Genomic DNA, 15,966 nt, shown 5'->3' on the forward strand with positions numbered 1-15,966 from the left:
TAGGTCTCGACAGAGCCGTCGCGCTCGGTCCCCGAGAACTCGACCTCCGGCACGCGGCCCTTGCGGCCGACGCGCGTCGAGGGAACAGTGAACGCCTCGGCCAGCGGATATTCCGTCCATTTGAAAGACTCGCCGCCGACCTCGACGCGCGGCATGACCTGATCGGCGATGAGCGCGACATCAGGATTGCTGTAGCCGATGGCGATTCCGGTCAGCACCGGATTGACGACGAAGGGGCGCGACGGGGCCATGATGTCCTCTTTGGATTAGGGCGATCAGCCCGCGATGACGGAATGGGCGACGAGATAGGGGATGATGTCGCCGTCGACGCCGGGCGCGAGCGCGACGCCGAAGACATGCTTTGTCGCGGCGGCGGAGAGCGTAGCGGCGACGGCCTTGCCGTTGGCGTCGCTGGTGAGCTTGTCGCCCGCCGCGATATTGCCGCCGGCGATCGCCTCGCTCTCGCCGGAGATCGCGACATCGACCATCTGTCCGGCCGCCGCCGCGCCGAGATCGGCCGCGCCGGCGATCTTGTCCGTCGCCGCCGTCGCCGGCGCCACCTGGCCGGCGACGGCGGTGAACTTCACCAGCTGCTTGGCCGCGATGGCGGCCGAAGCCACAAAGCTCTTATGCACTGCATTCGCCGCGCCCATGGATGTCTCCTCCTCGATCGCGGCGCGTCAGGCGTCGGCGAAATGCTTGTCTTGCAGGATGCCCACTGCGGCGAGGAAGTCCGGCGCCTCGCCGTCCTTCACCATCTTGGTCGCCTTGGCGGAGAGCTGCGCCGGCGTCAGCCTCTCGTCGGCGCCGCCTTCCGGCGCCGCCTTCTTGTCGAGCCCCGAGGCCGGCAGCGCGACGACCTTGGCGGCGAGCAGCTTGGAGACGGATTCGAAGCCGGCGTCGCTCGCACAGAGCGAGACGTAATGATCCTTTTCCGCGGGGAGGATTTTCTTGTCCTTCAACGCGCCTTCGATCAGCGCGTCGACCTTCGCTTTGCGCGCGTCCGCCTCGATCGTCGCGAGCTTGGTCGTCGCGATCGAGAGCTGCGAGACGGTCTCGTCATGCACCTTCTTCGGAACATAGTCCGCTTTAAGCGCGGCGAGGCACGAAGCCTCGCTGGCGTCGGCGGCGAGGCCGAGCGCGGCGGCGATCTCTTTCATGGACGGCGGCTCCTGGTGGTCGGAATGAGCGGAGGCGAGCGCCGGCTGATTGCCGAGCGCCGGCGCGGTGACGAGCGCGACGGACCTGATCCAGGTCGCGGCGCCATTGCTGGTGTGGAAGAAATCCGGCGAGACGAAGCGGTAGGACCGCGCTGCGAGCAGCGCCTTGCCTTCGTCGAGCCAGTCGACCTTGCCCTGCAGCGCGCCGCCCTCGACGCGCATCTGCGTGATCCAGCCGACGGCCGGCGCGGCCTTGCCGTCCCTGGCGGCGATGGCCGTCGCATGATTGACGTCGATCGGAATGACGACGCCGTCCTTCTCGAACCGCGCCATCAGCGCGCTCGCGTCGACCTTGAACTTTCGCCGGTCGCGCGTCTCGACATCGCCGAGCGACGGAAAGATGGTGATCCACTCCGGCGCTTCGCCGGGCAGGGCGAAGGCGAGCGCATGGAAGCAGAAATCCGGGGCTTGCGGAGCGGTCGTCATGATGCGCAAAATCGCGCATCGGCCAGGGCGATTGCATGGTGAAACCTTTCACCTCCGCCGCGTCGACGCAGCACGACGCAGCCGGCCCGGCCCCCTCCTTTCAGGATCGATTTTGAACGGGATTAAAAATCCTTGAGCGCGTTTTTCGAGCGCGACCGAGGGAATGTCGCGGCGAGGGTGCAAAGCGCGTCCTGGGCCGTTTTTGGCCGATATTGAATTGATCGCGCGTAAGCGCTAAATTCGGCCCGTGACGGTGCACTTGCCCGCCGGCCGCTCGAGGCCGCGGAGGGATGGCGTCCTCCCCGTCACTCCCCATGCTTCTTGATCACTCGCTCCGCCTCGGCGGCATTGGTGCGGAACAGCGTCGCGATCCGCATGAAGCCGTTGGCGCTGCGCGAGAGCACCAGCTTCCACCATGCGCCATCCTTCTCCGACAGGATGGTTCGCCGGTTCGGCAGCTTGCCTTCGTCGACGACGACGCCGTCGTCGATGATCTCCTGCGCGAGCCCGAAGGCCGCCGCGTCGACTGCTGCATGCTTGGCGATCTTGCGCCGCATCGTCTCGTTGGAGACGGTGACGAGAGTGGACTTGGCTTTCCACTGCTCCGCCAGCCGGCCGGCGACGGCGATCGGCAGGTCGATCCGCTCGCCCTCGAGGCCGAGCAGGATCTGCGGCGCCGGCGAGTCGATCAGCTCGGCGATCCGCGCGCGCGCCGCCGTCTCGCCCGCCGCGTCCAATTGCTTCGCGACATTGTCGACCAGCGTGCGCGCGCGGGAGAGCCCTGGATTGGTGCCCCAGCCTGGGTCGATGCCGACCGGCACATGCATCACCTCGCCTGTGCGTCGATTGACGAAGGGCGTCGTCTCGATCGTCGGCGGGTCGAGCGAATAGCCCTCCTTGCCCTTCAGCTGCTCATATTCGTATCGCGTGATTTGCCGCACGGCGCATTTACAGTGCCATCCGTTGGGCGGAAAATGCGTCGACCAGAAGGCATGGTCGACCGGCAGGATGAAGCCGGCCCAAACGAGATGCTGCGGACGCGGCTCCGCGCTCGATGTCCGTACATAGAGAAGATAGGGCAGGCCCTTCTTGGTGCGCTGGATGCGCTCCCACTGACCCGCTGCGCGCGCCGAGCGCACATTGGACCAGAAGATCGTCTCGAGCCGCCGCGGCCGCGAGAAGTCGACGAGCTTCGAATCCCATTTGCCGGTCGGATCGTCGACCCTGCGCGGGCCGAGCCAGCCGAGCTTCTGCAGCTCGGGGAGCAGACCCTGCCTCCATGTCTCGAAGCCCTGGCCGCTCTCGATCGCCTTTTGAATGCTGCTCTTGAAGAGCCCGAGCAGCTCGGCGTCCACCGCCTTGGCGACCGTGAATGCATAGGCGTGCTCCTGGCCCCAGACATCGAGCCAAGAGAAGGCGGGCTGCAGCCCCTTGTCGCTGAAATAGCGGATGACCTCGGGCGGGGTCGAGAAGCCGCGCTCGACGGGCTTCATGTCAATCCTTCAGATCGCCGAGGCCGCGCGAGATCGCCGTCGCCCTGGCGAGTCGGTCGAGCAGCGGGCCCGTGTCGATCTTCGCCGTCTCGAGATTGGCGAGCGCCTCCTCGAATGTCGTCGCTTCGCCGACGGCCGCGAGCAGTCCGGCGAGCAGAGGATCGACGATCTCCTGATAATCGGAGAGCGCCTCGTCGACGAGCTCGTCCGTCTCGTCGATCGCCGTGACGGCGGTGGGATCGTCGGCGGCGAGCCGGGCGAAGGAACGTGGAGCGGCGCCGCACATCGGGCAGCCGCAGCCGGCGCCGAGCTGGGCGCGGTGTGGCGCACGCTTCGGATCGACCGGCGCCGGTTCGGGCGCAGCCGGCGCGCCGAGCAGCTCCTCATCCGCCTCGGGCTCGGGGATCGATGCTTTCCGGCGGACGAACTTCTGGCCGACCTTGAGCCCCTTTCCGACCGCCTTCTCGAGAAAGTCGCCGAGCGCCACGAGGTCCTCATTCTCGGCCAGCTCCATCTCGACGCTCGGATAGACCTCCTGCGGTCCGAAATTCATGGCGACCGCATAGCGGATGAGATCGCGATTGATCGTCTTCATGTGCTGCCGCGCGTCGAAGCGCACGATGTCCATGCGGACATTCTCCTGCACCTTCGCCTGCGCGAGCGACCCGCCGCTCTTGGAGACCTCGGCCGTCATTGTCTGGCCGAGGATCATGAGCGAGATTTTGGCGTCGAGATAGTCGATGAAATTTCCGAAGACGGCCTCGCCGCGATTGCCGTTCGTCTCCTGGAAGTCGATCTCCATGCCGGCCGGAATGATCGCCGCCGCGTCATTGGCGATCGAGCGCACGGCGCGCAGCAGCGTCGCCTTGTCGGCGTCGGTCGCCGCCGGATGATATTTGCCGATGCGGAACGGAATCCCATAGATTTCGCAGAACGCCGCCCAATCCTGCAAGGTGAACGTCTGGAACACGAACGCCCAGGCGGCCGGGCGAGCGAGGCCTCGGCGGATCGGAAGGCCCGTGCGCAGCAAGGGCTCGTGCTTCAGAAAATACGGCGGCGCGACCTTCGGCCCCGGCTGCCCGGAGTCCGCGAGCAGGCACAGATCGCTGAGCGCCACCTCGTCGTAACGAAAATATCGGGCGTCGCGATGCTGATATCGCACCGGTCGCAAGGCGCCCTGCTGATACTCCCACACGGGCTCCACGACGGAATAGCCCTTGCCGACTCCGTCCTGGAGCATGGCGGCGACATCGATATATTCGGGGTCGTTGATCAGGGTCTCGACGAAATCGACCGCCTTCGCGTTGACGCCCTTCGGCGCCGAGACCGATGTCGTCACGCCGTCGAGCGCCAGGCGTCGAGTGTTCAGCTGCGAGCCATAGTGCCAGTAGCGCTCCTCCATGTCGACCGCGAGCGTCAGATAGGCCTTGGCGAGGCCCATGTTCGCGCTCCTCATGATCTCGCCGAGCTTGCCGGGCGTGAGCCCGGAAGCCTCCGAATAATAGATCAGGGCGCGGGGACCATAGCGCTCCGGCGCGGCGGTCTGGCCCTCGAGCAACGGAACCTGCACGGGCTCGCCATCGGGCCCGAGGATGGAGGAGCGGCGCGTCTCTACCATATGGCCCTCTCAGAACCCTGCGCCTCGGGAAAGAGCCAGTCCGCGACGCCGCCGTCCGTCGCCTCGCTCGCCGGCTGATAGCCATATTCGACCGGGCCGAGCTGGCTCGCGTGCCACATCAGCGCGCCGGCGATCGCCGTGTCGCCGTGCCGCTCGAGGCCGTCGAGTCCTTTGAAACGCATGTCGTCCGGCACCTTGATCACGCCGCCCACATAGGCGAGCGATTGATGGTCCTTCAGCACATCCTCGTCACGCGGCAGCACGATCGTCTTGTCGGCGAAGGCCTCGATGTAGGGCGGCATATTGACGCGATACCACTCGCTCGAGAATTTGACCTCGATCGCCCGCTCGCCCCAGCGCTGCACGGCTTTTTCGGCCAGATAGGCGCCGTTGCCCGTGGCGTCGAGCGCGGCGCCCGAGAAGCGAGGCAAATGATCGCCGATGAAATACAGCACGTCGCGCTGTGTATCGAACGGCACATTATGCATCTCGAGAATGAGTTGCATGCGCCGGGTCAAAATGGCGTCGGTATTGCCGACGACGACGACAGACCCGTCGCCGGAACGCGCGAAATCCTGGCCGAGATAATGCGGCCGCTTCGGATCGAGCCGTTCGAGGATCGGCAGCAGCTGCTCTCGGCAGAACGTCGCCGCCTCGGCCTTGCGAACATGCTCGGGATAATTTTTGAACTCGTCCGGCAGCGACCAGCGCACGATCGGAGCGCCCGTCTCCATGCAGGCCTCGATCTGCACGCGGGTGAGCGCCGCGCCCTCGGCCTCGGCTGGGATCGCGTCCAGCTCCTGATGCATCGCCGCGGTGCGCGAGCCATAGGGAGCGCGAATCTTCGCCTCCCACGCGACCTTGCCTTCCGGCGTCGGCGTCTTGCCGGCTATGAGGCAGACGCGCTCATAGAGCCCATTCTCGACCGCGGTCGAGAACGGAATGAAATGCCAGTTGAATGTGACCTCGCCCGCCGCCTTGCGCGCCTTCGACTCGCGGATCAGCTCGTTGAACGGATTGAGCACGCCGTTATGCGTGCTGATGATCCGCACCTTGCCGCCCCAAATCAGCAGAGCGCCGACCGAGTCCAGCACCGCGCGCACGTTCTGATGATAGGCGGCCTCGTCGATGACGACCGCGCCCTGCAGGCCGCGGATATTCTCCGGCCTCGATGACAGCGCCTCCACGCGGCAGCCACTCGCAAAGCGCACGCGGAAGGCCGAAATGAATTTCGACGAGCCGTCCTCGCGCTGATCCTGGAACAAGAACTCCTCGACCTGGGCGAGCTCGCCCGCCACGATCTTTGCGAAATGCGCGACATAGCCGATAAATTCCCGACCCTTGTCCTTGGTGTCGCCGATGTAAAAAACGTTCTGTCCGCCTTCGGATCGCTTCTTGGCGGCGAGAAGAGTGTCGTCGAGAGCCTCGGCATAGGTGATCCCTGTGCGTCGCCCCTTTTCGGCGCCCTTCAGATCGCTCTCGTCCTCGATCCATTCCACCTGGTGCTTCATCAGCACGCCGGCGGCGAGCGGATCATGATCCTCCGGCAGCTCCGAGCCGCGCGGCAGCTCCGCCGGCAGAACGGCGGGATCGCGGGAGAGGACGGGTCGCTCGCCGGTCATTCGCAGCCGTCCACGCGCGCCAGTTCGTCATGCAGCGCTTCATGGCGACGCTCGCACTCGGCGCAGGCCTGCGCGTCATGCGCGCCGACGGCCGCAGCCCATGCGGTCTCCAATGCGTCGATATCGGCCATGATCTCGGCGACGGTCCTCATGCCGGCCGCTCTTGGATGTTCGCGCAGATTGTGCGCGGATCACCACCCGCCGCAGCGAATCCTTCGCAATAGCTCGCCACATATTCCGCCTTGGCCTCGCCCCCGCAGGCCTCGCAGCGATATTTCTTCTGCCAGTCGGCCTCGAGCGGCGGAAAGCGATGGCCATGGCAAGCGCGAAGGCGGGCTATGTTTTCCTGCGCTTCCTGCCAGAGCGCTTTGAACTGCTCGCCAGACAATCGCGCCTTGAAGACGGTCCTTTTGGTCACGTCCGCACCCCCAGCACATCGCGCCGAATCTGCGCCACGCGCTCGGCCGAGAGCCCGGCCTCGCGGGCGACGGCGCCGAGCGCGTCGGCGGCCTTCTTCTGTTTCTCCTCCAGCTCCGCCTCGAGCTGGGTTCGCCGGGCGCTCGATGTCTTTTGCGCCGCCACCACCGACTGGAACGCCTTCGACAGCTCCATCGCCTCCTTGGAGGTCATTGTCTCCTGCTCTGACACGATTTCGGAGATCAGCGTCTTAATGAACTCGCCGAGCGCGACATTGCTCTTGTCGATATTGTCGGGCGTCAGATGATCGGCGATGCCTTCGAACATCGCGCGAGACATCGCCATTCGGTCATTGGCGCGGCTGATCCGCACGGAGCGGCGATTGAAAGCGCTCTTGCTGATCGCGTAGTCGCCGAGGCCCTTGGCCTCCAGGCGATCGTTCAGCTCGAACAGAATATCCGCGGCCGTGCGTTTGCGCTCGTTCAGCTGGGCATAGGCCCAGCGAATATCCTCCTGGCCTTCCTCGGGCACGAGATCGAGCGAAGCGAGCCTGCCGCGTCCGGCCATAACCTCACACCTCCGGCGAGGGCCGCTTCACGCCCGTCATGACAATGCGGCGCTCGACATGATCGAGCCCCTTTTGCGTAAGAGTGGCGATCTGCACGCTCGACTGCCTGACGAGCGTCACCGCGCCGATGTCCTCGAGCCAGCGAAGCTCCTCATGCACCCAGTCCCGCGTGCGGGTGATGGCCCAGCGCGATTCCAGGTCCTCTCGGAGGGCCTCGCTATTCCATCGCCGATCGGGCTGCTCGGAGATGTCTCGCAGGATGATGAGCCGCGCATGCTCGCGGATGACGTCGGTCGCGCTCATTTGCGGGCCTCGGCTTGGACCGCGCGGTCCTCCGCGCGCTCATATTGGGAGATCAGCGTCTCGATCTTGTCGAGCATCGCGTCGAATTTGGCGTCGAGGCGCATGATCTTCGAATCCAGCTCGTGCAGCTCGTCCTTTGTCGGGATGTGTTTGAGCTCCACCTCGACCTTGGCGACGCGGCTCTCGACCCCGTCGACGCGCTCGAAGACACGGCGCAGGTCCGCTTGCACGCCTTTCAAATCCTGCTCGACATCGTCGAGCGCCTTGTCGTTCTTGCGCGCGAAGGCGGCCCAGACGCCGAGGCCCATCGCAGTGGCGGTGCCAGCCCATTGCGCCGCGGTTCCCCAGTCCATCGCCAATGCCCCATAAAAATGCGTGGCCGGCCATCAGGATCAGCGCCGACGCGGCGGCGCCGAGGAAGAAGCCCGCGACGAGGCCGATCGCGTCGCGGGCTTTGCGAAGAGGCGGCGCATGCCGCCTAGGCAGGCTTGCCGATCGGCGTGGTCGTGATGACGCGCAAGCCCATGTTCGCGATGCTGATGATCGCAACAGCCGCCGGCGCCGAAACATAGTCGGACCAGTTCACTCCCACGGCCCAGGACAGCAGAGCCGGCAGCGCCGCGAAGACCGCATTGATCAACAGCGTGCGATAGCCCTTCAGCGTCGGCGTGGTAGACGAGTCGGTCAAAGACATGATGCGATTTCCCTTCAGTTTGCCGGGTGCCCGCCCGGCGCGGATCAGCGAATGGCGAAGAGCAGCGCCGCCACCCACGGCGCCAGAAACGAGATGAGCCCGAGAGCGACGGCGCTGGCGCCGACGATGATCAGCACGGCCTTGATGTGTTCCGACATTTGACCACCTCCGTGTGGGCGTCAGCGGCGAAAGGTGAGATCGCGCGCCAACGAATAAAAGCCGAGCGCGTAGCCGACGAATAAGCCGACGACGAGACCGGCAAGCAGGCCGACGAGGAGTAGCGCGGCTCCCTCCATCACGCGGCCTCGGGGATCTCGGGCGGCGCCTCGCGGCTTTGCGTCAGCGCGTCCAAAAACGCATCCGCATAGCCCGCGACGAGCTTCGCCTTATCGGTCCCGTTGATGATACGACGCGCCCCGACGTAATCGCGGCGGCGGGCGTTGATGTAGTCGATGAGCTTGTGCCCCGTGAATGTGCCGAACACCATTCCATTGAACGCGATATTGAGCGCGATCGGCCAGGACTGAGCGTCGTCGGGATTCGTGATTCCGAACTTTTTGTAATTCGCCTCCCACGTAATCTGGATCAAGCCGCGTCCAAACCAGGGATAATACGGCTTCCTGCGCAAATAGGTCCGCAAGAAGTTGTCCTTCTCCTTGACCGGCTGCATCGTGTGGGCAGTCTCGTGCTTGATCGTCGCCAAGACATACGCCAGCTCGTCATCGAGCATGTGCTCCCACTTCTCATCCCGGTAATCCAGGACGCGTCCAATCCCGTCCACCTGTCCCTTTGAGAGCGTGCCGCCGAACAGCGAGTGACGGATGCGATCGAAGAAATATTTGCGATTGATCGGATTCATGGCACGCTCCATCGGCGATGGGCCGAGCGACGCAGCGCGTCGCCAACGATCCCTAAATTGCCGGAAGACGCGCCGGATTTGCGCGGTGAAAGCTTTCACCGCGACCTATTCGTCGAAGAGGTCTTTCTGGCGCCGATCGCGGCGGTCGCGCATCCGGGCCTTGTGCCAGAATATCTGCCGCCGCGTCACATTGCAGGCCTGCGCGATCTCATCGGCCGCCTCGCCTTTCACGATTCCGCGCCGAATGGCCCTGACGCGCGCATGCTGGCCGCGACGCGGATCGGCGGGCAGGACGATGTCCTCCCCGCCATAGAGCTGCGCCAGCGCACGGGCGCCGTCACGGCCCATGCAGGCGATCAGCCAGTGATCATCGGGCAGTCGGCGCGGCACATAAATGCGCGTGCCGCCCTTCGCCGCGGCGAGCCTCAGCGCCGCATCCAGCGACGATGCCTCGGCGATCTGCCGCAGGATCAGCGGCAGCGAGGCGTAAGGGCCGGCGCCGCGGCTCATGCGCCGGCCCCGAATTTGTCGAGCTCGTCGGAGAGCGCATAATCCCATCCCGGCCGGCGCGTGCGCGCGAACAGCTCGCAGCGCCGCGCGCGTGGCGCGAAAGCGTCGATGAGCGGATACAGCTCCTCGGGCTTGCGCGAATGCTCGCGACGCACGCCGAGGAAGGGCGAGACGAAGGGGGCTGCATACCAGGGCTTACCGATGGAGCCGATCAGCAGCGTCTCATCCTGCGAGCGGGCGATATAGCCGCAGCCCATGGCGGGCGCTCCGCTCGGATAGACCTTGGTCCAATTGACTCTCGTCTTGTAGATGAAGCCCCAGGCGCGCATCACATAGAGCGCGTCGGGCAGATTGGGCGCGGTCGCCCAATGCAGCAGCCAGCAATTCGGCGCCGCGAGGCGCCCGACGTCGAGCGCCGCGATCTCGGTCAGCGGCATGCAGTGATAATGACTTTGTGGGCTCTTCGACTGGCCGGCGTCCGAATAGGTCTCATATTCCGACGGCATGTCCGCCAGAATGAGATCATAGCCGCCGAGGCGGAGGTCGCCGAAGGGCCAGGGCTCGCTCACCGCTGCCGCTCCTCGGCCGTGAATCCGATCCGGACGTGGTCGCCGACGATGGTGATGACGACGCCATGGTCGACCACATAGATGAGCCCGTCGCATTTGATCGTGTAGCGCGATTGCTCGAGCGCGCCGGCGACCGCGGCCGCGCGCGCGAGCGACGCCTCCATGCTGGCGCGCAGCGCTTCGACATCGAAGCCGCCGGCCCGCTCCAGGAAGCGCACGAGCGCGTGATCCGAGACGCCGATCCGTTTCATTGCGCCAGCCTCTGCTTGATGATGCGCTCATTGGCCTTCAGCCAGCGCAGCAGTTCGATCGCATGCTTCATCCGCGCCTCGTGCAGATGGCCAACGTGCATTTTCGAATAGACGACGAGCTTGAAGTCGCCGCGCGCGATCTCGTGCATGCGCTCCAGCTCCTCGATCACCGCGCCGATCGACGGCTTCTTCTTTTCGGGCGGCGTATGCATCAGTGCGTCTTCTTCGCGGCGTTGACGATCTCGACGAAGTAATCGGCGGCGGCCTTGGCCGATCGCAGCCACGCCTCCCTCACCTCCGGCGTCATCGCGGCGAGCGCCTGCCGGGCGTCCGCCATCGGCCGCGTGAGACCGTAATTCGCCTCACACAGGCGGATCGCCAGCTCGGCCGGGTCGATCTCTGCGACGAGCGTGCTCTTCATCACCGCCTCCACATGTCTTCAAACGCTCTTTGAAAGGTAGCTATCGCGCTCCCGCAGTCGACGACGACGAGATCGTTGTCCTGTTTGCGGAGCCCGCCATGGGTGAAATTGCCGGCGCCGGTGCGCAGCAGGCGGCCGTCGACCGTGTAGCTCTTCAAATGCATGAGGGGTGCGGGCGAGCCCTTGTATCTGATCTCGACGCGCAGCTCGGCCGCGAGCCGGTCGATCGCCTCGGCGAGCCTGCGCGGCTGGCGGGCGTCGCGCCCGTCGCGATAGACGCGCACGACGACGCCGCGCTGGGCCGCGCGAGTGAGCGCGTCGATGACGGGCGTCGATGTCAGCACATAGGCCGCAAAGTCGATGCGCTCCCGCGCGCCGTCGATCAGCCGCACGTCGATCGCCTCGAGATCGTCGCGCGGCGCGAAGCCCTGCTCGAGGACGTGGCAGGCATCGCGCGCCTCGGCCGCCGAGGCCGAGAGGAGAAGAAGGGACAAAAGGCCAATGGATTTCATGGAAAATCCCATCGAATAAGAACACCGTCGAACAGGTTAGCGCCATGCGAGGCGAGCCAGAACTTCGTCATCTCGACCATCGGCGAGAAGCTCTGACCTGTGGCCTCGCAATAATAAGGCGAAAACCCGTCGGCCTCGGCAAGCTCGTTCCACAGCATCCGCGGGAGATGCCTGCCATCGAGGAACACAGGCACATTTTGCAGCAACGCCAGCCAGTCTGTGTTGGTTTTCACCAACTCCTCTCTGCCCTCGAAGAAGCGCAGGGAGCGCAGGTCCATCTGGAATGGCTCGAGCCCCGTGCAGACCGGATCGTGGATGATCTTGCGGCAGTGCTTGGTCCGCATCCCGACATAGAGCTGCATCGGCTCGCCGAGCCGCGCGTGCCTCTTGCGATTCCCGCGGATCGTCTGCCGCTTGCGCCGTTCGACGATCGGCTCCGCAAACCTCTTCTGAAACGAATAGGCGACCATCAGGCTATTTCCTCACCGGTTTGATCAGGGGCTTGATCAAGACCGCGATCTGGCGAACGCCGGGCCAGGAGGCTTCGTCAGCGATCTCGGTTAGACCTTGCCCCTCGATAAACAGGCGGGTGCCGACGACACGCCCTTCCGTGCGCGCCCATCGTTGATCTTCGACGATGATATGTGCCCAGTAGAGCCCGTCCGTCGTGCGCGACACTTCAATCGCCCCGCCGGGAAACTCGATGATGTGTTGCGCCGGCTCCGGGCGCTTCATCTTGTCGCCAAGCAACTCGATGCGCGGCGGCGCATTGTCGATCGGCCAATTTCTCGCCGTAAAAGCGTCTGCCATCACGCCGCCCTCGCTGCGATCGGCGCGCGCAGGCGCGCGAGGTGGTGCGCGCGCATGTCGCGCACGCGGCTAAGATCGTCGAGCCGGCCGGCGGCGAGCAGCCGCCGCTCGTGCTGCGCCACCCGCCACGCCCAGCGCAGGCAGTCCTGATAGGTCCAGTCATTGCCGTGCGCCCGATAGCGCTCATGCGACAGCGCCATGATCGCCCCGCGATCATAGCCGCCGTCCTCGCGCAGGAGAGTCATGGCAGCAGCCCCAGATCACGCAACTTGACGCGCGCGTTGTAGATCGACTGTTGGCTGCAGTTCAGGCGAGCAGCCATGTCGACGGCCGTGAGCGAAGGCTCCTCTTGCGAGAAGCGCAGCACGCCAGCTTGGACATCGGTCAATTTCCGCTCCGCGCGCGGCGCGTCCTCCGGGTCCGAAACGGGCTTCTCCAGTTCGGCCTCTGAACCTCCCACTTCCGGCGTCGGCCACACGCCCTCCGCCGCGCACCAGAGCCGCCGGACGAACTCCTGCACAGCGTCCTCCGAGCGGAGCGTTCCGCTCGCCTCAATGCAGTCGCCTTTCATGACGATAGTCGGCATCGTTTCGATCTCCTGTCTCGTGGTCCTCCCCTCGGGCTCTGCCTGCGCAGTCGGTTGGAGAACGGTGAGAATCGGTTCTTCTTTCGGCTCCTGCGGCGCCGACGCCACGCGCAAGCGATCCCTCGACGCGATCCCCATTCGGAGCCCGAAGCCCCAAATGGTTTCGATCTCGATGTGGAGGTCTTTGAGTTTCGCTCTCAACTTGCAGACCAGGACATCAATGATCTTCGGATCGGGCGGATCGTCATTGTCCCAGGTGAAGGCTTCATAGAGCGCAGTCTTGCTGATCGCATTGGGTGCACGCGCCGCCAGAATCGAGAGGATGTCAGCCTCTTGCGGCGTCAACCGCCATTCGGCCGGATAGGTCGTCGGCGGCTTCAACATGTCGCGGAGCTGACGGTTCTCTTCTTCGAGCGTCTCTATGCGCTCGCGGACTTCGAGGGCAGCGGTCATCTTACGCCGCCTTTCTTTTCTGCTTTTCCTGCGCGGCGCGCAGGCGGGCGCCGAGGCGGGCGGCGAGGCGGTCGATGTCCTCGCCGGTGTAGGAGTCGAAGCCGGCCGGCAGGCCCTGGCGATAGCCGAACAGCTCGAAGTCGCTCGGCCACGCGCGCTCGAAGTCGGCGCCGGGAACGAAGGGCAGGAAGGCGCTCGTCTCGAAGCAGCGACGCGCGATCGCCTTCAGCAGCGCCATCTTGCGCGCCGCCGAATCCTCGCCGCGGCCCTTCGGCCATGCGACGCCGCCGTCGCGCGCCATCCATTTCTTCAAGCCCTCGATCGCCTTGGCGGCGTCTGCGGGATCATTCAAAAAGCGCGTGTGCGAGAGGCCGGTCTGCCTCTCGACGAAGGCGAGCAGCGCCTGGTCGTCGCGGCTGCGGGCGAGGCCCAAGTTCCACGCGCCGATCCACAGCGCGCGCAGGATCGGCGCATAGGGCCCGCTCGCCGTCTCCGCCGGCCGGCGCATGGCGCCGCCGCCGGAGAGGCCGTTGAGCATGTCGATGAGCCGCGCCGCCTCGCGCGTGTCGAGCAGGCGCGAGGAGCCGCGCCCGCCGAACTCGCGGCGCAACAGCTCGCGGTAATCCTCCTCGCCGAACTGCGGCATTTTCTTCAACGCCGCATGAATGGCGCGGGTTTGCGCGGATGTCGTCATGACTGCGCCCTCGCGGTTTTTGTTTGCGCCGTGGCGTCCTCGAGCACGGCGCGCATCCAGGCGTCTCGCGCCGTGGCGACGAAATCCTGCTCCGAAAGGATCATCCCTTCCGGCCGTGTCGCGGTCACCGCGAAAATCGCCGCCTGCTGCAAGTAGAACACGACGATCCAGTCGAAAAAGTCCTTCCAAAGGAGCGGCAGATTCCAAGCCTGCGACTTCTCGCGCTCGAAAAACCGAGTTTGACTCTCGATGACGAGCTCGGCGAATCTGGTGAAGCGCTCGACGCGACGCCGATCGAAGGCGAGACGCTCCTCGATTCCGTCGAAATCGATCGCGCAGCCCTTCGCGGCCTGCTCGAGATATTGGGCGGCGAGCCGCAGCTCGTCGGCATCGTCGATCAGGCCGTTCATGCCGAGCATTGACGAGATTCGCCGCAGCTCGACGGCGTAGTCTTGCGCGATCGTGGTCACTGGCGCAGCTCCTTGTTTCTCGTCTCGACGAAGCCGATGATCTCACCGCAGAGCGCATCGAATTCCGCGCGCGGGAACAATTCGCCCACACGAATGGTGTCGTAGGCGACGTATTGGACGGCGTATTTGATCATGCAAAACATGATCGACGCCGTCGCATCCTCTTCCGATACGCCCATCGCGGCGGCCTCCGCTGTGATCCGATCGGCTTGGGCTGCGAAAGCCTTCTGCAAGAGTTCCATGAAGCAAGCAGCCTCGGGCGGCAGGTCACGGTAGGGATTGACTCCGTTCAGCCACTTCATGCCGCCTCTCCCGTCGTCTCGACGCGCTCGAGCCAGTCGAGCGACACACACCAGAGATTGCCGGCATCGTCGCGCAGCGCGGCGTGGCCGTCCTTTATGTTCTTGATCGTGCCGACGATCTCGACGCGATCACGCTCCTCGAGGAGGTCGTCGCCGGTGAATCGGGCGCGGGCACCGATCTCGAGCGGGCGCTCGTCGATCATGACGTCTTCTTCGTTTCTCATGTTCGCCGCCTCACGCATTGGCCAGATCGATGGTGATGGAGCGCCAGGGCGCGTCGGGCGCCCGGCGCTCGGCGAAGCGCACATAGGTCTTGGAGCCGATCACGCGGATGCTGTCGCGCACCGCCTGCATGGCGCGCGCCCAGCGCTCGTCCTCGATCTCCACGCGGAGCAGCATGAAGATTTCGGCGCGATTGATGCGGCCGTCCTTGTCGACCTGGAAGGCGCGCGTCACCAGGGCGCGGATCTCGGCGCGGGACTCGGACGCCCAATCGGTCAGGCATTCGTCCACCAGGCGCTTGGCCGCCTGCAGCTCCGGCCCGAAGTCGAGCTGATCCTGCACCTGGACCTGCACCTTCATCAGCCCGTCGAAGCTGGTGAGCGTGATGTTGCCCTTCGCACCGCCGAGCGGCGCCTGATATTCCTGCGCGACGAGCGCCTGCAGCGAGCCGATGTCGTCGAAGGTATGTCCGCGAAAGCGGGCGATCTGAGCCGAGAGATCGCGCGCATAGCCGATGATCTTGCGGACCTCTCCGTCGATCAGCAGATCGAGCGGGCGGATCGCCTCTTCCGGCACAAAGGCTCCGCGCGCGTCCTTGCGATACGGCATGTCGTGAATCATAAAAACGGGATCAGCCATCGGCCTGCTCCTGACTTTCAAACTGCTGCGAAAGGGCTTCGAGAGCCTTTCGAACGCGCACATCGGCGCTCGGCTCTCGGATGGTGAATCGTGCTTGGCGTTGCTCGTGCAGGGCCGCCGCGGCCTCCTTCGCCGCGGCGATGAGGCTGCGCGCCTCGAGCAGCGCGTGACGCTCATCGGTCAGCGCCTCGCAGACGGCCCTGATCTCGTCGACCGACACGCGGCCGGCGTCGCGCGCGCCGCCCTGGGCGACGCGGATCGCGACGGCGATCGGATCGATCTCGCGCAAGGGCCCGATGACGCGCCG

At 65.3% G+C, this 15,966-nt stretch carries 28 protein-coding genes and 1 pseudogene; all 29 read right to left on the reverse strand.

The genetic code is table 11. The annotated features are described in order from the left end of the window. Positions 1-251, reverse strand: a pseudogene (locus tag K3F48_RS22170) (capsid protein); the annotation flags it as partial. A 24-nt stretch (positions 252-275) separates the two neighbouring features. Beyond that, on the reverse strand, positions 276-653 hold the full coding sequence (locus K3F48_RS22175) for a capsid cement protein (RefSeq protein WP_222577622.1): 378 nt from the start codon (positions 651-653) through the stop codon (positions 276-278). A 27-nt stretch (positions 654-680) separates the two neighbouring features. Continuing rightward, a complete protein-coding gene (locus K3F48_RS22180) occupies positions 681-1,646 on the reverse strand; it encodes a phage protease (RefSeq protein WP_222577623.1) in 966 nt (321 codons plus the stop codon). A gap of 305 nt (positions 1,647-1,951) precedes the next feature. Further along, complete coding sequence (locus K3F48_RS22185) at positions 1,952-3,139, reverse strand: phage minor head protein (protein WP_222577624.1); 1,188 nt, start codon at positions 3,137-3,139, stop codon at positions 1,952-1,954. 1 nt (position 3,140) lies between these two features. Further along, positions 3,141-4,757, reverse strand: coding sequence for a DUF935 domain-containing protein (locus K3F48_RS22190; RefSeq protein ID WP_222577625.1), 1,617 nt, complete (start codon positions 4,755-4,757; stop codon positions 3,141-3,143). After that, positions 4,751-6,379 carry a hypothetical protein gene (locus tag K3F48_RS22195; protein ID WP_222577626.1) on the reverse strand — a complete coding sequence of 543 codons (1,629 nt, stop codon included), beginning with the start codon at positions 6,377-6,379 and terminating at the stop codon, positions 4,751-4,753. The genes K3F48_RS22190 and K3F48_RS22195 overlap by 7 nt, the downstream gene beginning before the upstream one ends. Continuing rightward, entirely contained in the window at positions 6,376-6,531 is a 156-nt protein-coding gene (locus K3F48_RS22200; protein WP_222577627.1) for a hypothetical protein, read from the reverse strand. The genes K3F48_RS22195 and K3F48_RS22200 overlap by 4 nt, the downstream gene beginning before the upstream one ends. Next, positions 6,528-6,797 (reverse strand): hypothetical protein, encoded by a 270-nt coding sequence (locus K3F48_RS22205; protein WP_222577628.1) that lies wholly within the window; start codon positions 6,795-6,797, stop codon positions 6,528-6,530. The genes K3F48_RS22200 and K3F48_RS22205 overlap by 4 nt, the downstream gene beginning before the upstream one ends. After that, a complete protein-coding gene (locus K3F48_RS22210) occupies positions 6,794-7,363 on the reverse strand; it encodes a phage protein Gp27 family protein (RefSeq protein ID WP_222577629.1) in 570 nt (189 codons plus the stop codon). Before K3F48_RS22210 ends, K3F48_RS22205 begins: the two co-directional genes overlap by 4 nt. Positions 7,364-7,367: 4 nt before the next feature. Next, entirely contained in the window at positions 7,368-7,667 is a 300-nt protein-coding gene (locus tag K3F48_RS22215) for a hypothetical protein (RefSeq protein ID WP_222577630.1), read from the reverse strand. After that, entirely contained in the window at positions 7,664-8,020 is a 357-nt protein-coding gene (locus K3F48_RS22220; RefSeq protein WP_222577631.1) for a DUF2730 family protein, read from the reverse strand. Before K3F48_RS22220 ends, K3F48_RS22215 begins: the two co-directional genes overlap by 4 nt. Before the next feature lie 125 nt (positions 8,021-8,145). Beyond that, positions 8,146-8,361, reverse strand: coding sequence for a hypothetical protein (locus K3F48_RS22225; RefSeq protein ID WP_222577632.1), 216 nt, complete (start codon positions 8,359-8,361; stop codon positions 8,146-8,148). 295 nt (positions 8,362-8,656) lie between these two features. Then, positions 8,657-9,220 (reverse strand): hypothetical protein, encoded by a 564-nt coding sequence (locus K3F48_RS22230; protein ID WP_222577633.1) that lies wholly within the window; start codon positions 9,218-9,220, stop codon positions 8,657-8,659. A 105-nt stretch (positions 9,221-9,325) separates the two neighbouring features. Continuing rightward, positions 9,326-9,730 (reverse strand): hypothetical protein, encoded by a 405-nt coding sequence (locus K3F48_RS22235; protein WP_222577634.1) that lies wholly within the window; start codon positions 9,728-9,730, stop codon positions 9,326-9,328. Beyond that, positions 9,727-10,299, reverse strand: a complete 573-nt coding sequence (locus tag K3F48_RS22240; RefSeq protein ID WP_370631473.1) for an MT-A70 family methyltransferase — start codon at positions 10,297-10,299, stop codon at positions 9,727-9,729. Before K3F48_RS22240 ends, K3F48_RS22235 begins: the two co-directional genes overlap by 4 nt. Then, positions 10,296-10,550 (reverse strand): hypothetical protein, encoded by a 255-nt coding sequence (locus K3F48_RS22245; RefSeq protein ID WP_222577636.1) that lies wholly within the window; start codon positions 10,548-10,550, stop codon positions 10,296-10,298. The genes K3F48_RS22240 and K3F48_RS22245 overlap by 4 nt, the downstream gene beginning before the upstream one ends. After that, positions 10,547-10,762: a hypothetical protein gene (locus tag K3F48_RS22250; protein ID WP_222577637.1), complete on the reverse strand. Its 216-nt coding sequence runs from the start codon at positions 10,760-10,762 to the stop codon at positions 10,547-10,549. The genes K3F48_RS22245 and K3F48_RS22250 overlap by 4 nt, the downstream gene beginning before the upstream one ends. After that, complete coding sequence (locus K3F48_RS22255; protein ID WP_222577638.1) at positions 10,762-10,971, reverse strand: hypothetical protein; 210 nt, start codon at positions 10,969-10,971, stop codon at positions 10,762-10,764. The genes K3F48_RS22250 and K3F48_RS22255 overlap by 1 nt, the downstream gene beginning before the upstream one ends. Next, on the reverse strand, positions 10,971-11,483 hold the full coding sequence (locus tag K3F48_RS22260; RefSeq protein ID WP_222577639.1) for a phospholipase D-like domain-containing protein: 513 nt from the start codon (positions 11,481-11,483) through the stop codon (positions 10,971-10,973). The genes K3F48_RS22255 and K3F48_RS22260 overlap by 1 nt, the downstream gene beginning before the upstream one ends. After that, positions 11,480-11,953 carry an ASCH domain-containing protein gene (locus tag K3F48_RS22265; RefSeq protein ID WP_222577640.1) on the reverse strand — a complete coding sequence of 158 codons (474 nt, stop codon included), beginning with the start codon at positions 11,951-11,953 and terminating at the stop codon, positions 11,480-11,482. Before K3F48_RS22265 ends, K3F48_RS22260 begins: the two co-directional genes overlap by 4 nt. 4 nt (positions 11,954-11,957) lie before the next feature. Next, positions 11,958-12,293, reverse strand: coding sequence for a hypothetical protein (locus K3F48_RS22270; RefSeq protein WP_222577641.1), 336 nt, complete (start codon positions 12,291-12,293; stop codon positions 11,958-11,960). Further along, the gene (locus tag K3F48_RS22275) at positions 12,293-12,538 is read right to left on the reverse strand and encodes a hypothetical protein (RefSeq protein ID WP_222577642.1); all 246 of its coding nucleotides are present in this window, start codon (positions 12,536-12,538) and stop codon (positions 12,293-12,295) included. The genes K3F48_RS22270 and K3F48_RS22275 overlap by 1 nt, the downstream gene beginning before the upstream one ends. After that, positions 12,535-13,332 (reverse strand): helix-turn-helix domain-containing protein, encoded by a 798-nt coding sequence (locus tag K3F48_RS22280; RefSeq protein ID WP_222577643.1) that lies wholly within the window; start codon positions 13,330-13,332, stop codon positions 12,535-12,537. Before K3F48_RS22280 ends, K3F48_RS22275 begins: the two co-directional genes overlap by 4 nt. 1 nt (position 13,333) lies before the next feature. Next, positions 13,334-14,026 carry a regulatory protein GemA gene (locus tag K3F48_RS22285; RefSeq protein WP_255609634.1) on the reverse strand — a complete coding sequence of 231 codons (693 nt, stop codon included), beginning with the start codon at positions 14,024-14,026 and terminating at the stop codon, positions 13,334-13,336. Then, the gene (locus K3F48_RS22290) at positions 14,023-14,496 is read right to left on the reverse strand and encodes a hypothetical protein (RefSeq protein ID WP_222577644.1); all 474 of its coding nucleotides are present in this window, start codon (positions 14,494-14,496) and stop codon (positions 14,023-14,025) included. The genes K3F48_RS22285 and K3F48_RS22290 overlap by 4 nt, the downstream gene beginning before the upstream one ends. Beyond that, a complete protein-coding gene (locus tag K3F48_RS22295; RefSeq protein ID WP_222577645.1) occupies positions 14,493-14,798 on the reverse strand; it encodes a hypothetical protein in 306 nt (101 codons plus the stop codon). The genes K3F48_RS22290 and K3F48_RS22295 overlap by 4 nt, the downstream gene beginning before the upstream one ends. Next, positions 14,795-15,022 (reverse strand): hypothetical protein, encoded by a 228-nt coding sequence (locus K3F48_RS22300; protein ID WP_222577646.1) that lies wholly within the window; start codon positions 15,020-15,022, stop codon positions 14,795-14,797. The genes K3F48_RS22295 and K3F48_RS22300 overlap by 4 nt, the downstream gene beginning before the upstream one ends. A gap of 10 nt (positions 15,023-15,032) precedes the next feature. Then, the gene (locus K3F48_RS22305) at positions 15,033-15,659 is read right to left on the reverse strand and encodes a DUF3164 family protein (RefSeq protein ID WP_222577647.1); all 627 of its coding nucleotides are present in this window, start codon (positions 15,657-15,659) and stop codon (positions 15,033-15,035) included. Beyond that, positions 15,652-15,966, reverse strand: a 315-nt coding sequence (locus K3F48_RS22310) for a hypothetical protein (protein ID WP_222577648.1), incomplete at its 5' end; no start/stop codon positions are given. The genes K3F48_RS22310 and K3F48_RS22305, both read right to left, overlap by 8 nt.

The organism is Methylosinus sp. Sm6 (assembly GCF_019802345.1).
Taxonomy (GTDB): domain Bacteria; phylum Pseudomonadota; class Alphaproteobacteria; order Rhizobiales; family Beijerinckiaceae; genus Methylosinus.

Bases quoted from the DNA above. Each gene is read 5' to 3' on its own strand.
- K3F48_RS22175 (WP_222577622.1), bottom strand. From the start codon at position 653: ATGGGCGCGGCGAATGCAGTGCATAAGAGCTTTGTGGCTTCGGCCGCC.
- K3F48_RS22180 (WP_222577623.1), bottom strand. From the start codon at position 1,646: ATGACGACCGCTCCGCAAGCCCCGGATTTCTGCTTCCATGCGCTCGCC.
- K3F48_RS22185 (WP_222577624.1), bottom strand. From the start codon at position 3,139: ATGAAGCCCGTCGAGCGCGGCTTCTCGACCCCGCCCGAGGTCATCCGC.
- K3F48_RS22190 (WP_222577625.1), bottom strand. From the start codon at position 4,757: ATGGTAGAGACGCGCCGCTCCTCCATCCTCGGGCCCGATGGCGAGCCC.
- K3F48_RS22195 (WP_222577626.1), bottom strand. From the start codon at position 6,379: ATGACCGGCGAGCGACCCGTCCTCTCCCGCGATCCCGCCGTTCTGCCG.
- K3F48_RS22200 (WP_222577627.1), bottom strand. From the start codon at position 6,531: ATGAGGACCGTCGCCGAGATCATGGCCGATATCGACGCATTGGAGACC.
- K3F48_RS22210 (WP_222577629.1), bottom strand. From the start codon at position 7,363: ATGGCCGGACGCGGCAGGCTCGCTTCGCTCGATCTCGTGCCCGAGGAA.
- K3F48_RS22215 (WP_222577630.1), bottom strand. From the start codon at position 7,667: ATGAGCGCGACCGACGTCATCCGCGAGCATGCGCGGCTCATCATCCTG.
- K3F48_RS22220 (WP_222577631.1), bottom strand. From the start codon at position 8,020: ATGGACTGGGGAACCGCGGCGCAATGGGCTGGCACCGCCACTGCGATG.
- K3F48_RS22225 (WP_222577632.1), bottom strand. From the start codon at position 8,361: ATGTCTTTGACCGACTCGTCTACCACGCCGACGCTGAAGGGCTATCGC.
- K3F48_RS22230 (WP_222577633.1), bottom strand. From the start codon at position 9,220: ATGAATCCGATCAATCGCAAATATTTCTTCGATCGCATCCGTCACTCG.
- K3F48_RS22235 (WP_222577634.1), bottom strand. From the start codon at position 9,730: ATGAGCCGCGGCGCCGGCCCTTACGCCTCGCTGCCGCTGATCCTGCGG.
- K3F48_RS22245 (WP_222577636.1), bottom strand. From the start codon at position 10,550: ATGAAACGGATCGGCGTCTCGGATCACGCGCTCGTGCGCTTCCTGGAG.
- K3F48_RS22250 (WP_222577637.1), bottom strand. From the start codon at position 10,762: ATGCATACGCCGCCCGAAAAGAAGAAGCCGTCGATCGGCGCGGTGATC.
- K3F48_RS22255 (WP_222577638.1), bottom strand. From the start codon at position 10,971: ATGAAGAGCACGCTCGTCGCAGAGATCGACCCGGCCGAGCTGGCGATC.
- K3F48_RS22260 (WP_222577639.1), bottom strand. From the start codon at position 11,483: ATGAAATCCATTGGCCTTTTGTCCCTTCTTCTCCTCTCGGCCTCGGCG.
- K3F48_RS22265 (WP_222577640.1), bottom strand. From the start codon at position 11,953: ATGGTCGCCTATTCGTTTCAGAAGAGGTTTGCGGAGCCGATCGTCGAA.
- K3F48_RS22270 (WP_222577641.1), bottom strand. From the start codon at position 12,293: ATGGCAGACGCTTTTACGGCGAGAAATTGGCCGATCGACAATGCGCCG.
- K3F48_RS22275 (WP_222577642.1), bottom strand. From the start codon at position 12,538: ATGACTCTCCTGCGCGAGGACGGCGGCTATGATCGCGGGGCGATCATG.
- K3F48_RS22280 (WP_222577643.1), bottom strand. From the start codon at position 13,332: ATGACCGCTGCCCTCGAAGTCCGCGAGCGCATAGAGACGCTCGAAGAA.
- K3F48_RS22285 (WP_255609634.1), bottom strand. From the start codon at position 14,026: ATGACGACATCCGCGCAAACCCGCGCCATTCATGCGGCGTTGAAGAAA.
- K3F48_RS22295 (WP_222577645.1), bottom strand. From the start codon at position 14,798: ATGAAGTGGCTGAACGGAGTCAATCCCTACCGTGACCTGCCGCCCGAG.
- K3F48_RS22300 (WP_222577646.1), bottom strand. From the start codon at position 15,022: ATGAGAAACGAAGAAGACGTCATGATCGACGAGCGCCCGCTCGAGATC.
- K3F48_RS22305 (WP_222577647.1), bottom strand. From the start codon at position 15,659: ATGGCTGATCCCGTTTTTATGATTCACGACATGCCGTATCGCAAGGAC.